Source organism: Cupriavidus sp. 05N40, from assembly GCF_056397305.1.
This window is the reverse complement of record NZ_JBFTND010000106.1, coordinates 25,945-39,786: the sequence shown is the minus strand read 5'-3', so window position 1 is coordinate 39,786 and position 13,842 is coordinate 25,945. Positions and strand designations below refer to the sequence as shown.

Annotated in this window: 13 protein-coding genes; 8 read left to right on the top strand and 5 right to left on the bottom strand. The window is 66.7% G+C overall.

Going from position 1 to position 13,842, the window contains the following annotated elements:
* On the bottom strand, positions 1-906 hold a 906-nt coding region (locus tag AC1DO7_RS23445; RefSeq protein ID WP_477116624.1), incomplete at its 3' end, for an ATP-binding protein.
* A 2-nt stretch (positions 907-908) separates the two neighbouring features.
* Entirely contained in the window at positions 909-1,403 is a 495-nt protein-coding gene (gene accB, locus AC1DO7_RS23440; RefSeq protein WP_441615921.1) for an acetyl-CoA carboxylase biotin carboxyl carrier protein, read from the bottom strand.
* Between the two features lie 146 nt (positions 1,404-1,549).
* Here accB and AC1DO7_RS23435 point away from each other — a divergent pair, with 146 nt between their 5' ends.
* From AC1DO7_RS23435 to AC1DO7_RS23400, 8 genes are all read left to right on the top strand, one after another.
* A complete protein-coding gene (locus tag AC1DO7_RS23435) occupies positions 1,550-1,774 on the top strand; it encodes a biotin/lipoyl-binding carrier protein (protein ID WP_441615919.1) in 225 nt (74 codons plus the stop codon).
* Positions 1,775-1,779: 5 nt separating this feature from the next.
* Positions 1,780-2,559, top strand: coding sequence for a GntR family transcriptional regulator (locus AC1DO7_RS23430; RefSeq protein ID WP_477116623.1), 780 nt, complete (start codon positions 1,780-1,782; stop codon positions 2,557-2,559).
* Positions 2,556-4,133, top strand: a complete 1,578-nt coding sequence (locus AC1DO7_RS23425) for a class I adenylate-forming enzyme family protein (RefSeq protein ID WP_441615915.1) — start codon at positions 2,556-2,558, stop codon at positions 4,131-4,133. Before AC1DO7_RS23430 ends, AC1DO7_RS23425 begins: the two co-directional genes overlap by 4 nt.
* Positions 4,130-5,761, top strand: a complete 1,632-nt coding sequence (locus AC1DO7_RS23420; RefSeq protein WP_477116622.1) for an acyl-CoA carboxylase subunit beta — start codon at positions 4,130-4,132, stop codon at positions 5,759-5,761. The genes AC1DO7_RS23425 and AC1DO7_RS23420 overlap by 4 nt, the downstream gene beginning before the upstream one ends.
* A gap of 15 nt (positions 5,762-5,776) precedes the next feature.
* A complete protein-coding gene (locus AC1DO7_RS23415; protein WP_441615911.1) occupies positions 5,777-7,366 on the top strand; it encodes an acyl-CoA carboxylase subunit beta in 1,590 nt (529 codons plus the stop codon).
* A 41-nt stretch (positions 7,367-7,407) separates the two neighbouring features.
* Positions 7,408-8,727 (top strand): MFS transporter, encoded by a 1,320-nt coding sequence (locus AC1DO7_RS23410; RefSeq protein WP_441615909.1) that lies wholly within the window; start codon positions 7,408-7,410, stop codon positions 8,725-8,727.
* Between the two features lie 370 nt (positions 8,728-9,097).
* Positions 9,098-9,670 (top strand): TetR/AcrR family transcriptional regulator, encoded by a 573-nt coding sequence (locus AC1DO7_RS23405; RefSeq protein WP_441615907.1) that lies wholly within the window; start codon positions 9,098-9,100, stop codon positions 9,668-9,670.
* A gap of 34 nt (positions 9,671-9,704) precedes the next feature.
* Complete coding sequence (locus AC1DO7_RS23400) at positions 9,705-10,586, top strand: NmrA family NAD(P)-binding protein (RefSeq protein WP_441615905.1); 882 nt, start codon at positions 9,705-9,707, stop codon at positions 10,584-10,586.
* A gap of 207 nt (positions 10,587-10,793) precedes the next feature.
* Here AC1DO7_RS23400 and AC1DO7_RS23395 read toward each other — a convergent pair whose 3' ends face one another.
* From AC1DO7_RS23395 to AC1DO7_RS23385, 3 genes are read right to left on the bottom strand one after another with little or no spacing between them, the layout of a single operon-like run.
* Positions 10,794-11,867 carry an acyl-CoA dehydrogenase family protein gene (locus AC1DO7_RS23395; RefSeq protein WP_441615903.1) on the bottom strand — a complete coding sequence of 358 codons (1,074 nt, stop codon included), beginning with the start codon at positions 11,865-11,867 and terminating at the stop codon, positions 10,794-10,796.
* Between the two features lie 34 nt (positions 11,868-11,901).
* Complete coding sequence (locus tag AC1DO7_RS23390; protein ID WP_441616498.1) at positions 11,902-13,059, bottom strand: acyl-CoA dehydrogenase family protein; 1,158 nt, start codon at positions 13,057-13,059, stop codon at positions 11,902-11,904.
* A 5-nt stretch (positions 13,060-13,064) separates the two neighbouring features.
* Positions 13,065-13,838, bottom strand: a complete 774-nt coding sequence (locus AC1DO7_RS23385; protein ID WP_441615901.1) for an enoyl-CoA hydratase/isomerase family protein — start codon at positions 13,836-13,838, stop codon at positions 13,065-13,067.
* Between the last annotated feature and the right edge of the window lie 4 nt (positions 13,839-13,842).

Genomic DNA, 13,842 nt, shown 5'->3' with positions numbered 1-13,842 from the left:
GTTCATCTCCAGGAAGAAGTACTTGTTATCGCGCTGGTCGACCACGAACTCGATCGTGCCCGCGCCGCAGTAGCCGGCGTTACGTGTCAGGCTCACCGCGCACTCGCCCATGGCCTGGCGCATTGCCGCATCGACCGCCGGGGAGGGTGCCTCTTCGATCAGCTTCTGGTGGCGGCGCTGCGTCGAGCATTCGCGTTCGCCAAGGTAGACCACGTTGCCGTGCGCATCGGCCATCACCTGGATCTCGATATGGCGCGCATGCTCGATGAATTTCTCCATATACAGCGTGGCGTCGCCGAACGCGGACTGCGCCTCGTTGGCGGCCGAGCTCATCAGCGATTCAAGTTCGCTTTCTTCCCTGACCACCCGCATGCCGCGCCCGCCGCCGCCGGCGGTGGCCTTGATCAGCACCGGGTAGCCGATCTGCGCCCCGACGTGGCGCGCATGCGCCACATCGGCCAGCGCGCCGGAGCCGGGTACGCGCGGTACGCCAGCCTGCTCGGCCAGGCCCACGGCGGTGATCTTGTCACCCATCGCATCGATGGCTTCGGCAGACGGCCCCACGAACACCAGCCCGGCCTTGATGCAGGCGCGCACGAACGACGAGCGTTCGGACAGGAAGCCGTAGCCGGGATGCACCGCGTCGCAGCCAGTGCGCAAAGCCGCCTCGACGATCTTGTCGGCACGCAGGTAGCTCTCGGCAGCGAGCGGGGGACCGAGCACGACCATTTCGTCGGCCAGCCTGGCGGCTAGCGTATCGGTGTCCGCTTCGGAGACACCTGCCACCGCCTCGATACCCAGGGTGCGGCAGGCGCGAATCACGCGCACGGCGATTTCGCCACGGTTGGCGACGAACACGCGCCGGATATCGCGCTTTGCCACGGGGGCTTGTGCATTGTTGTTCATATTCAGCCCTCCTGTGCCGGCTTCATCAGCATCACGATCTGGCCGTGCTGCACCGGCTTGCCGTCCTCGACCACGATGCGCTCGACGGTGCCTGCCACTTCGGCCTTGACCGAGTTGAACATCTTCATCACCTCGACCAGACACACCGTGTCGCCGATATCGACCGTGCTGCCCACCGCGACAAAGGCCGGCTGGTCGGGGCTGGGGTGCAGATAGAAGGTGCCGACCATCGGCGCGCGTACCGCAACCAGGCCCGCAGGCACGTCTTCAAGAGGGGGTGGCGCGGCAGACGCACCGGTGGTGCCGGGGGCTTGCGCCGCAGGCACGGCGGCGCGCGGGGCGGCGGACTGCGGTGCCCGCTCTGGCGCGAACGCCGCGGCCCCGGGCTTGCGGGCATGCAGCGCGAACTCGCCGACCGTCACGTCCAGCGATTCCAGGTGTTCAGCGCTGTCGAGGATTTCGAGGATACGACGTACGTCGGTATGGGAAAGGGGCATGGCTTTGTCTCCATCTACGGAAGTGTGCGCGTCTTCGTCAGCGCATGGATTCATTAAATCATGCTCACATTCCTATTGTCAACAATCGTAATGTAGAATAAAGTCCAGTCATCCGACGTGGGGTCGGGCTAATTCAGGAACTCGACATGACGACAGAGACGATTCGATCCGAGATCACCGGCACCGTGTGGAAGGTAGTGGTGGAACCAGGCACCGCGCTGCAGGCCGACGACACCATCATGATTCTCGAATCGATGAAGATGGAGATCCCGGTGCTGGCGCCCGAAGTCGGCAGGGTCCTCAAGCTGCTGATCGCCGAGGGCGAGCCGGTGCGCGAAGGGCAGGAAATCGCGGTCTTCGAAGAAGAGTGAGCGCCATGAAGCACCCGGACGCGGCAGGGGACTCGCAAGGGGCGCCGATGCGCGCCGGCGCGAGCCATCACTTGCAGACGGTGCCGGAGCAGATCGCAGAGCGCATCTTCGCGGCCATCGAACGGGGCGAGTACGCGCCGGGCGAACGCATCCGCGAAGAAACGCTCGCCGAGCAGTTCGCGGTGAGCCGCGGACCGGTGCGCGAAGCGTTGCGCATCCTGGAGAAGGACTCGGTCGTGCGCATCCTGCCCAATCGTGGCGCCCACGTCACGCAGCTCTCCATCAAGGAGGTCTGCGACCTCTTCGATATCCGCCGCGACCTGGTGGYCGCGATGATCCGCCGGCTTGGCCGCCGCAACGATGCGGTCATTGCCTGGATCGACGCCGAAGTGCGCGAGCTTGAAACGGTGGTGCAGGGCTGCGGCCCGGGCGACGCCTATCTCGCCATCATCGACCGCCTGGGCCGCATGCTGGCCGACAGTTCCGGCAACGAGCGGCTCGCTGAAATCCTGGGCTCGCTGGCGCGGCAGACGCGGCGCTACGCCAGGCTCGGGCTGGCCACCGCGGCGCGACGCGAAGCATCGGCACGCATCTGGCGGACGCTGCTGAACGACCTGAAGGCCGGCGACGCGAACCGCGCGGCCAATGCCATCGAACAACTGATCGACGCTTCGCGCCACGAAGCCGTGAGGCAACTGGAGGCGGACACGGCGAGCGCCGGGCGCGAAGCCGCCGGACACGAAAGGGCGAGTGCCGCCCTCCGAACAAAGGACTTGCTCCAATGAGTGCAAAGAGAATCGCAGGCCATGCCCTGTCATGGGCCGCAGCGCAGTTTCGCGACCGGCCCGCGGTCGTGTTCCGCGACCGCAGCTTCAGCTATACGCAGATCGAACGGCGCAGCAATCAGCTCGCCAACGCGCTGATCGGCCTGGAACTGCGTCCCGGCGAACGGCTTGCCGTGCTGCTCAACAACTCGGTGGAGAGCATCGACAGCCAGTTCGGCGCCGAAAAGGCGGCGCAGGCCTACGTGGCCCTGAACGCGCGCCACACCTTGCGCGAGCAGGCGGCGATCCTCAACGACGCCGAGGCTTCGGTGCTGATCGCCGGCGCCGAGTTTCGCGAGATTGCGCAGCAGGTGCGCCATCACGTGCCGTCGCTGCGGCACGTGATCGGCGTGGGCTGGCATGACGCCGGCGTGCTCGGGTTCGATGCGCTGCTCGCCCGCGCTTCGGACCGTTTCCCGGGCCTTGAGGTGCCGGCCGGTCTGCTGCTGCGAATCGCCTACACCTCGGGGACGACCGGCCAGCCGAAGGGCGTTGCCTATAGCATCGAGCGCTGGGAAGCACGCCTGGCCAACCAGTTTGGTGCCATGGAATACGGCCTCGGCATCGATGACGCGATGCTTCACGCCGGCCCGCTCACACACGCGGCCGGGGTGCACCTGCTGCCGTGCTACTTGCGTGGGGCACGCAATATCGTGGCCGACCGCTTCGATGCCGGGCAGGTGCTGGCGCAGATCGCCAGCGATCGCATCACCCAGTTGATGGTGGTGCCTACCATGCTGAGCCGCCTGCTTGAAGCGCTGGCCGCCAACCCCGCCGCGGACGTGTCTGCCCTGCGGCGCGTGCACTACGGCACCGCGCCGACGCCAACCAGCACGATCCATGAGGCGCTGCAGCGGCTGGGTCCGATCCTGCGCCAGCAATACGGCATGACCGAAGCGGTCCAGCCCTTGTCCGTGCTCTACCCGCACGAGCACCTGGAGCACGGCCAGCCCTCGGCGCGCATCGCCTCGTGCGGCCGGCCGACCATGAATGTCGGGATCACGGTGCGCGATGCCGACGGGCAAGCCTTGCAGACCGGTGAGGTGGGCGAGATCGCACTGGCGCACCAGGGCATCGGCGCCGTGGCGTTCTGGCGCCGGCCAGACCTGGAGCGCGAATCCATCCGTGACGGCTGGTATTACAGCGGCGACCTTGGCCGCTTCGACGACGAAGGCTTTCTCTACATCGTCGGCCGCAACAAGGACATGATGATCAGCGGCGGCTTCAACGTCTATGCGCGCGAAGTCGAGGACGCGCTGCACGCGCATCCGGCTGTAGCGGAGGTGGCGGTGCTGGGCCTGCCCGACGCCGAGTGGGGCGAGGTGGTCGCGGCATTCGTGGTGCGCCGGCCCGGACAGGGCGGCGACGCCGATGCGCTCGGCCGCCATTGCGCCGGGCTGATCGCCGGCTACAAGAAGCCACGCGTGATCGAGTTTGTCGACGCGCTGCCGCGCAACCATGCCGGCAAGGTGACCAAGAACGACTTGCGCGACGCCTACCTGGCGCGCCATGCAGAAGGAGCGATTTCCAAATGAACACGACTCAGGCAACCCAGCCCGCAACGCAGTCTCCAACCCAACCTGCAACCCAACCTGCCAATGGCGAATGGACGGACGAGCTCCATGAGCTGACACAGCGCCGCGCCATCGCGCATGCACTCGGCGGCGAGGAGCAGGTCGCGCGCCATCACGCACAAGGCAAGCTCACCGCGCGCGAACGTATCGATTACTTGCTCGACGCCGGCAGCTTCGCCGAGATCGGCGTGCTGGCCGGTTCCGTCAAATACGGCGCGGATCGCAAGCGCGAGCAGTTCACGCCCAGCAATGCGGTCGTCGGCATCGGCAAGATCGACGCGCGGCGCACGGTGGTGGCGGCCGACGACTTCACGATCCGCGCCGGCTCGTCCGAAGGCTCGGTATCGGAAAAGTGGATCTACGCTGACCGTTACGCCTGGGAGTACAAGCTGCCGATCGTGCGCATGGTCGACAGCGCCGGCGGCAGCGTCAAGCTGCTCGACAAGCTCGGCCACACCAAGATCCAGGGCTACGCCATGTTGCCGATGACGCAGCTGCTCGGCGCCGTGCCGGTCGTTGGTATCGCGCTGGGCGCCTGCGCGGGCCTTGGCGCGGTGCGGGTCGGTTCCGCCCACCTGTCCATCATGATTCGTGGCAAGAGCCAGGTCTTCGCCGGCGGGCCGCCGGTAGTGAAGCAGGCGCTGGGCCTCGACATCGACAAGGAGGGGCTGGGCGGCTACGACGCGATGCACCGATTCAGCGGCGCGGTGAGCCTGGCCGTCGAAACCGAAGAGCAGGCCCTGGAGGCCACGCGGCGTTTCCTTTCGTACCTTCCCGGCAATGTGTGGGAACAGCCGCCGCGCGTGGCCTGCGAGGATCCGGTCGATCGCTGCGACGAGTGGCTCAACCGCGCGATCCCCGCCGACAAGCGCAAGGTGTTCCAGGCGCGCAAGATCCTGAAGGCGATCTTCGATGAAGGCTCGCTGTTCGAGATGTCGCCGGACTTCGGCGGCTCGACCATCACCTGCCTGGCGCGCCTGAACGGCCATGCGGTAGGCGTGATGACCAACAACCCGATGGTGATGGGCGGCGCCCTGACGCGCGCCGCCGCGCTGAAGATGGCGCGCTTCGTCGACCTGTGCGACACCTTCCACCTGCCCATCGTCAACCTGGCCGATCAACCGGGCGTGATGACCGGCCCCGACGCCGAGCGCGAAGGCACGCTGTCCGCCGCGCTGCAGGCCATGCATGCGATCGAGCAGTCTGGCGTGCCTTGGCTGGCGATCGTGCTGCGGCGTTGCGTGGGCTTGGCCGGCGCCATGCTGAGCCCGTGGCACGGGCCGTCGGGCACCGCGCTGCCGAACCGCTATGCGTGGCCGTCGGCACGCTGGGGCTCGATCCCGGTCGAAGGCGGCGTTGCCGCGGCCTACAAGCAGGACATCGCCGCGGCCGCGGACCCGGTCGCACACCGCCTGGACCTGGAGGCGCACTACCACGCGATCTCCTCGCCGATGCGCACCGCCGAACGCTTCGGTGTGCTCGACATCATCGAACCGGCGAGCACGCGACCGCTGCTTTGCGCCTGGGTCGAAGACGCATACCGGGCCACCGCCCGCCGCCTCGGCCCGGTCGGCCGCACGATGCGCTAAGGGAGGACCACCGGCATGGACACCACGCTCGAACTTCCCGACCCGGTGACGGATACCGCAGCGGGCCCTGGCAGCTACGAGGCACAACGCGCCCGGCTCGACGCCCGTATCCGTGAGGCCCTGGCGATGGGAGGCGAAGCCAAGCTCGCCCGGCGCCGGGCCAGCGGCCATCTGAACGCGCGCGAGCGCATCGCGCAACTGTTGGACGACGGCTCGTTCAGCGAGACTGGCATGCTGGCGGTCTCGGTGCTTCCCGCCGACCGCGGCACATCGCCGGCCGACGCCAAGATCACCGGCACGGGGCGCGTCGACGGACGGCGAGTGGCGGTGGTGTCGAACGACATGACCGTCATGGGCGCGTCGTCCTCGGCGGTCAACATGCGCAAGATCGCCCGCCTGAAGGAGACGGCCACGCGCAGCGGCATGCCGCTGATCTTCCTGGGCGAGTCGAGCGGCTCGCGTGTGCCTGACAGCCTGGGCGCGGAAGCGATGGCCGGTGCCGGCCAGGACCCGCAGCAGTACTGCCGCCGGCGTGAAATTCCTTGGGTGAGCGCGGTGCTCGGGCCTTGCCTGGGCTCGTCGACCTGGTACACCTGCCTTTCCGATTTCGTGGTCATGCGCAAGGGCGCGTTCCTCGCGGTGTCGAGCGCGCGGGTCACGTCGCTGGCCATCGGCGAAGCGGTCGATCCCGGGGAACTCGGCGGCTGGAAGCTGCATGCCGAGCAGACCGGGCTGGTGGACGTGATCGTCGACAGCGACGAGGAAGCGCTGGCGGCAATCCGCCGCTTCCTCGGCTACCTGCCGTCGCACGCCGGCGTCCGCCCGCCGAGCCTCCCGGCTGCCAAGGCGACCGCGCCCGACGCGGACAGGCTCCTCGAACTCGTGCCGTCGGCGCGCAGCAAGACCTACGATATGCGCAAGGTCATCGCCGGCATCGTCGACGAAGGCAGCTTCTTCAACCTGAAGGATCGCTTCGGTCGTGCCGCGGTGACCGGCCTGGCGCGGCTGAATGGCGAGAGCGTGGGCATCGTCGCCTCGAATCCGATGTTCAAGGGYGGCGCGATGGACCCCGAGGCTTGCCGCAAGGTCACGTCGTTCCTGGTGATGTGCGATTCGTTCAACATACCGATCCTCTTCCTGGTCGACACGCCGGGCTTCCTGGTCGGCATCGAGGGCGAGCGCAAGGCTGCACCCGCGCATATCATGAACATGATTCACGCCGTGCAACTGTGCAGCGTGCCTAAGCTGTCAGTCATCCTGCGCAAGAGCTACGGCCAGGCCTACATCAACATGGGCGGCGGCCGCAACAGCGACGAGGTGGCGGCCTGGACCAGCGCCGACACCAGCTTCATGGACCCGCAGATCGGCGTCAGCGTGCTCCACGGCATCAAGCGCGAGGACGACCCGGCGCGCTTTGACCGACTGAAGGCCGAACTGGCGCGCGATACCTCGGCCTACGCACTGGCCGGCGCCTTCGGCGTACAGGCCGTGATTCCCCCGCAGCAGACCCGCGCCTGGCTGATCGAAGCATTGGCCACCCATCGCCGCGAAGGTAACGGCGGCATCGGCCAGCACGAGATGCGCGCGTGGCCGACGTACATCTGAATGCACTTCGACCAGTAGGCTTAACCCAAGGGATGCCAGACGTGAAAACCACTACCCTGTCGGCCGTAACGGCCAACACCCCCCTGAACGCGCCCGCCGGGCTGTCGCGTGCCCATGCGTGGGTCGTGTTCGCGCTCACCTTTGGCCTGATGCTGTCCGACTATCTGTCGCGCCAGCTCATCGGCGCGGTATTTCCCGCCTTGAAAGCCGAATGGGCGCTCTCCGACTCGCAACTCGGGATGCTGGTGAGCGTGGTCTCGCTTGCCGTCGGCGTGCTGTGCGTGCCGATTTCACTGGTCTCGGACCGCTGGGGACGAGTCAAGAGCATCACGCTGATGGCCTTCGTGTGGTGCCTGGCGACTATCGCCTGCGGCCTGGCGCAGAGCTATGGCCAGTTGCTGCTGGCGCGGATGTTCGTCGGCCTCGGCGAGGCGGCTTACGGTGCAGCGGGGGCCGCGTTGCTGGCCCATGTGTTTCCCGCCAGGCAGCGCGCCGCGGTGCTGGGCGCATTCCTGTCGGCCGGCTTGTTCGGGTCCGTACTCGGCGTGGTCGTCGGGGGCGCCGTGGCGGCCCAGGCGGGGTGGCGCATGGCCTTCTTTGCCGTGGGGGCGCCGGGCCTGCTGCTGGCCCTGATCTATCCCTTCGTCGTGCGCGACTACAAGACCGCCGCGTTGAGCGCCGAGGGGCAGGGGGATGCCGCGCCGGCCCGGCTGCGCCTCGGCCAGATCGCGCGCGAAGTGTTTGCCGCGCGCTCGGGCAATCTCACCTACGTCGCGAGCGGATTGCAGATGGCAATACCGGCGATCCTCATTGCATGGCTGCCGACATACCTCGGCCGCTACCAGGGCATGGACGTGAAGCAGGCAGGGCTGATGGCCGGCGTGGCCGTGCTGGCTTCCGGCATCGGCATGATCTTTGGCGGCGGTCTGGCGGACCGGCTTAGCGCCAGGCATCCGCGACGCCGGGCGCTGGTGCCCGCCGCCTATGCGGTGCTGTCGGCTCTGGTACTGATTACCGCATTCGCGCTGCCGCCCGGTCCGCTGGCCCTGGGCCTGATCTTCCTTGGCGCATTGTTCGCCGCCGCGCACGGAGGCTGTTCCGGGGCCATCGTTTGCGATGTCACCCATCCCGGCGTGCGCGCGACGGTGACGGCGATCATCTCCCTGGCCAACAACCTGATTGGCCTCGCGCCGGGCCCCCTGCTCGTCGGCGCGTTCTCGGACGTTCTCGGCCTGAAGCCGGCACTGACGCTGGCGCCCGTGTTTGCGCTGGCGGCGGCGGTCTTCTTCGTCCTGGCCTCGCGCACCTACGAGGCAGATGCCGCGCGCCATCGCACAAGCGGGACGCAAGAGCCAGCCTGACCGTATTTCGTGATCGTTCGACCCACACAGTTAGAACAGAAGACAGGGGCGGGAGGTGTGCCGCTCTTTGGCTCGCTTGTCGCCTTTCTGTCTGACCGCCGTCCCGTGCCGGGCGTTCTGGAAACGCCTGCATTGGGGGAGCGTCGGGTGTGGGCAAATCATCTGCCCTTACGCGTTGGTTTGAGACCGTCTCGATGCGACCCGCCGTGATCAACGGTCTCAAGGCCTCTGCCCAGGGCGCCACGGCCCCTGGCTTCAGGTCTACTAATCCGCACTCGCTTCGCGCAAGCTTCTCTTCTTGACTTCCATTTAGATGGTACCTACAATCTATTTAAGATTGTTAGCGACCACACACAACAGGAGCGGCGAGATGAGGAAGACGAAGGTCGAGACGGCGGAAACCCGTCGACGCATTGTCGAGGTTGCCGCGCGGGAATTCCGGCTGAACGGCATCCAGGCGACGGGGCTGAGCGACGTGATGTCTCCGTTGAACCTTACGCAGGGCGGCTTCTATCGGCATTTCGACTCGAAGGACCAGTTGGTTGCAGAAGCGTGTTCTCAGGCCATGACTGAAGTGATCGAGGGGCTGACAACGGTCGCTCGCGACAGTCAGGCTGCCAGCGGTTTCGCCGCCATGGTGGAAGCCTACGTGTCTCAGGCCCACCGCGACACACCGACCGGCGGATGCCCTCTGGCGGCAATGGGAAGCGAACTCGCCAGGGCCGATAAACAAACGCGCGCGGCCGCCGCGCAAGGTTTTGATGATCTGGTCGACGTACTGGCGAAGCAACTGGCGGACAAGCCGCCGCAGGAAGCCAGGTCGTCTGCCGTGTTCGCGCTGGCAGCCATGATCGGGGCCGTCACGATGTCAAGAGTCGTTGAAGATGCCGACGCTTCAACGGCGATTCTGGAGGATGTGAAGCAACACCTCGGGGCGATGTAAACCTGTCGGACACATTCACAGATTGGAGTAATTAATGGAACAGCGCAAATTCCTCATCACGGGCGCCACGGGCAAGACCGGCGTCTACACCGTCCGGTTCCTGCTGAAGGCGGGGCACGCGGTTCGCGCCTTCGTACACCAGGAGGATGAGCGGAGCGCAGCCCTGCGCGAAGAAGGGGCAGAGATTTTCGTCGGCGACCTCCTCGAGCACGACGACGTGATTCGCGCCATGGACGGAGTGGACGGCGCGTACCTGTGCTATCCGGTTCGTCCCGGCTACATCCAGGCCACCTCGTACTTCGCTGATGCCGCACGGCGTGCCGGCGTCGAGGTCGTGGTCGAGATGTCGCAAATCTCGGCGCGGGAAGATTCCAGGAGCCATGCCGCGCGCGATCACTGGATTGCCGAGCGCGTTCTCGACTGGTCCGACGTTCCGGCAGTCCATATTCGCCCGACGTACTTCTCCGAATGGCTGACATTTCCGTGGGTGCTCGATCCTTTGGTGCAGGAAGGCAAGATCACGCTGCCCTACGGGGAAGGGCGTCATGCGCCGATCGCAGCCGAGGACCAGGCGCGTCTGATCGCCAACATTCTCGCGGAACCCGCAGGCCATATTGGCAAGACTTACTCTCTATTCGGCCCCGTCGAGCTGAATCAGCAGGAGATCGCCAGCGAGATCAGCAAGGTGCTGGGACGCGAGATCACCTATGTGCCATCGACCCTCGAGCAATATCGCGAACATCTGGAGAAGTACAAGCTGCCTGAGTTCGTGATCCAGCATTTCCTTGAAACCGCCATCGACTATCAGAACGGAATCTTCTCCGGTACGGATGGCGTTATCGAAGAAATCACGGGCAAGGCGCCGCAGACCGTGGCTGCGTTTGTACAGGCCAATCGCCAGGTGTTCCAGGCGTAATTTCGCCAGGAACCTGCCGCCCACACAGTCCAATGATCGTGTGGGCGGACGGGCGGGGGCGCAGGTTCATGAAAGGCGGTGGTAGCACGAAATCCAATTCGAACGGTACATCCGGCATTGGCCTTGAACCGATCAGGAGAAAGAAGTGAGCATCCCTGTCACTATCGGTGGCTTGATTGCGCCCGATTCGGAACTGATACGCCCACGCTAGCCGCGACAAGGGACATACGCGCCGAAGCGCAGTTTCAGCAGTGCTTCGCTTACCACCTCCCGCCTCCCGCCTTGCTCCTCCAATAGCGTGGCTTTTCTCACAAACTCCACGGTGCCTGCTTCACTGGCCAGGAGGGCTTCCCCGACCTGGACAGACCAACACGCCTCCGATCCGTGCGCGGCCCGCCATTCGTGCAACCGCCGCGTCAGCAATTGCAGGTCATACTCCTGCGTCACCCCGATCGCCCCATGCAGACCATGCGCGCTCGCGGCTACCAGTTGCGCCGCCTCGCTGCTGCGTGCCTTCGCAATCGCCGCCGTCAGTCGCTGCGGCTGCGTGCCGTTGGTGCCGAAGGCGAGCTCGGCGGCCACCGTGGCGGCGGCGATGTGCTCGGTCATGACCGCCAGTTGATGCTGGATCGCCTGGTACTTGCCGATCGACTTGCCGAACTGCGAGCGGTCCTGGCAGTACTGGAGCGTCATCGCGCCGACGCGCGCGGCGGCCCCCGCGATCAGCGCGGCGTGGAGTGCGGCGCCCCATGCCTGGACGTCGGCGGAGGTCGCACCGGGCAGAGGCGTGGCGACATCGCCGGGCAGCCAGCGCAATGTCGCGCGCTGGCTGCCGCGCACGCCTGTGCCGATGCGCTCGGCCCCGCGGCAGTCGAGCAGATGCAAACCGTCAGCCGTGCCGGCCAGGGTGAAGTCGGCGACCGCACCGAACGGCGTGTATGCGCACACGAGCGCGCCGTTGGCCTCGCGGCGGCACGACTGGGCCAGCGTGATCATGCCGCCCGGCGCGGCGGTATCGGTGCGTGCGAGCAGCGCGCGGGCGGCGATGCTTTGCGCGAGCGGCACCGGCACGGCGTGGCTGCCGATGGTGGTGAAAATCGAAAAGAGGTCGGACAGCGACAGTCCCGCACCGCCGGCGTCTTCGGCGGCTAGCAGTTCGAGAAATCCGGCGTCGGCGAGCGCGTTCCACGCAGGCGCGGGATCGGCCCCGGCTTCGATCGCGCGAATGGCAGCCGGCGTGAATTGGTCCTGCAGGATGGCTTCAATGGCTTCTGTGAACATGGGTGGTCTCCCGTATATGGCCTGCGGGGGCGTCTCAGCGCAGGCCTAGCGCGCGCGCGATCATGCCGCGCAGGATTTCGCGCGTGCCGCCGCGCAGCGAGAAGGTCGGCGAAATCTGGCTCAGGTATGCGACCGTGCGGTACAACTCGGGGTCGGGCGGCGAGTCCGGGTCGGCGGCCATCGCGGATTCGATATAGGCCGGAATGGCCTGTTCGATCTCCGTGCCGAGGTCTTTCACGAGCGCGGCTTCGACCACCGGGCTTTCGTGGCGTGCGAGCTTGGCCGTCACGGCGACCGACATATTGCGCAGCGTGGCGATATGCGTGACGAATCGACCGAGCGCGGCAGCCTCTTCGCGCGTGGCGCCATGGCGGCGCAGGTGGTTCGCCCACAGGTCGAGCAGCACGATGCTCGAGTAGATGCGCTCCGGCCCGCTGCGCTCGAAAGCAAGTTCGGCATTGACCTGCTCCCAGCCGCTGCCTTCTTCGCCGATCAGCGTGTCGGCGGCAAGCTCGACGTTGTCGAAGACGACTTCGCAGAAATGCGCGTCGCCTGTGAGGTCGTGGATCGGGCGGATCGTGACGCCCGGCAGCGACAGATCGACGATGAGTTGGGACAGCCCTTTCTGTTTGTCCTCCGGCGCGCCCGACGTGCGCACCAGTGCGATCATGTACTGGCAGTGATGGGCATTGGTCGTCCAGATCTTCTGCCCGTTCAGCCGCCAACCCGTCCCGGTCGGCGTGGCGCGGCTGCGTACGCTGGCGAGGTCGGAGCCGGAATTGGGCTCGCTCATGCCGATGCAGAAGAATGCCTCGCCACGGCACAGGCGCGGCAGGTAGAACTGCCGCTGCGCTTCGCTGCCATAGCGCAGGATCTGCGGACCGCTCTGGCGGTCGGCGATCCAGTGCGCGGCGACGGGTGCGCCCGCGCTCAGCAGTTCCTCAACGAGCACGAAGCGGCGGAACGCATCGATCCCCGCGCCGCCATAGGCGGGCGGCAGCGTCAGCCCGACCCAGCCGCGCGCGGCGAGGCGACGGCTGAAATCGGCGTCGAAGCCCATCCACGAGCGCGCGCGGCGCTCGGCGGACGCCGCCGGCTGGTGATCTGCGAGGAATTGCCTGACTTCGGCGCGGAAGGCCTCGGCCTCGGGCGGAAGCTCGGCGAGGCGGAAGGTTTGCAGCAACTGGTTCAGCATCACTATTTCCCCGTGAATACGGCGGCACGGCGCGCGGCCGTGGCGGCCACGCCTTCGGCGAAATCGGCAGTCTGCACCTGCCATTCCTGTTCCGACGCCTCGCGGTCCACGGCGGCAGACACGGCGTCGGCCAGGCCCTGGCGCAGCGTGGCGCGGGTCGACACCACGGCCAGCGGCGCCGATGCCGCGATTTCCTGCGCGAGCATCACGGCGTGCTCGAGCACGGCGTCGTCCGGCGCCAGCACGTCGGCCAGACCGATCTCGACCGCCTCGCGGCCGGTGATCCGGCGTCCGGTGAACAACAGCTTCGTAGCCTGCTGCATGCCGATCAGGCGAGGCAGCGTGACCGACAGCCCGAAGCCCGGATGAATGCCGAGCCGGTTGAAGTTGACCGCGAAGCGCGCGGCGTCGCTGGTCACACGGAAATCGGCCACCAGTGCGAGTCCGACGCCGCCGCCGATGGCCGGGCCATGTACCGCGGCGATGATCGGCTTGCGCGTGCGAAACAGGCGCACGGCGTGCTTGTAGATCCGGCGCGGCATCTGCGGATCGGTGGGGCCGCCCGAGAAATCGGCGCCGGCGCAGAAGGCCTTGCCTTGCGCGGCGAGCACGATGGCGCGGCACGACGCATCGTCGTCGAGGCGTTCGAAGATCGCAACGAGGTCATGGATCAACGCCTCGTCGAAATAGTTGTGTGGGGGACGTACCAGCTCGACGATCGCCACGTGGCCGTCATGGCGCACGGCGATGTCCCGGGAGTCTTGATGAGATTGCATGGAG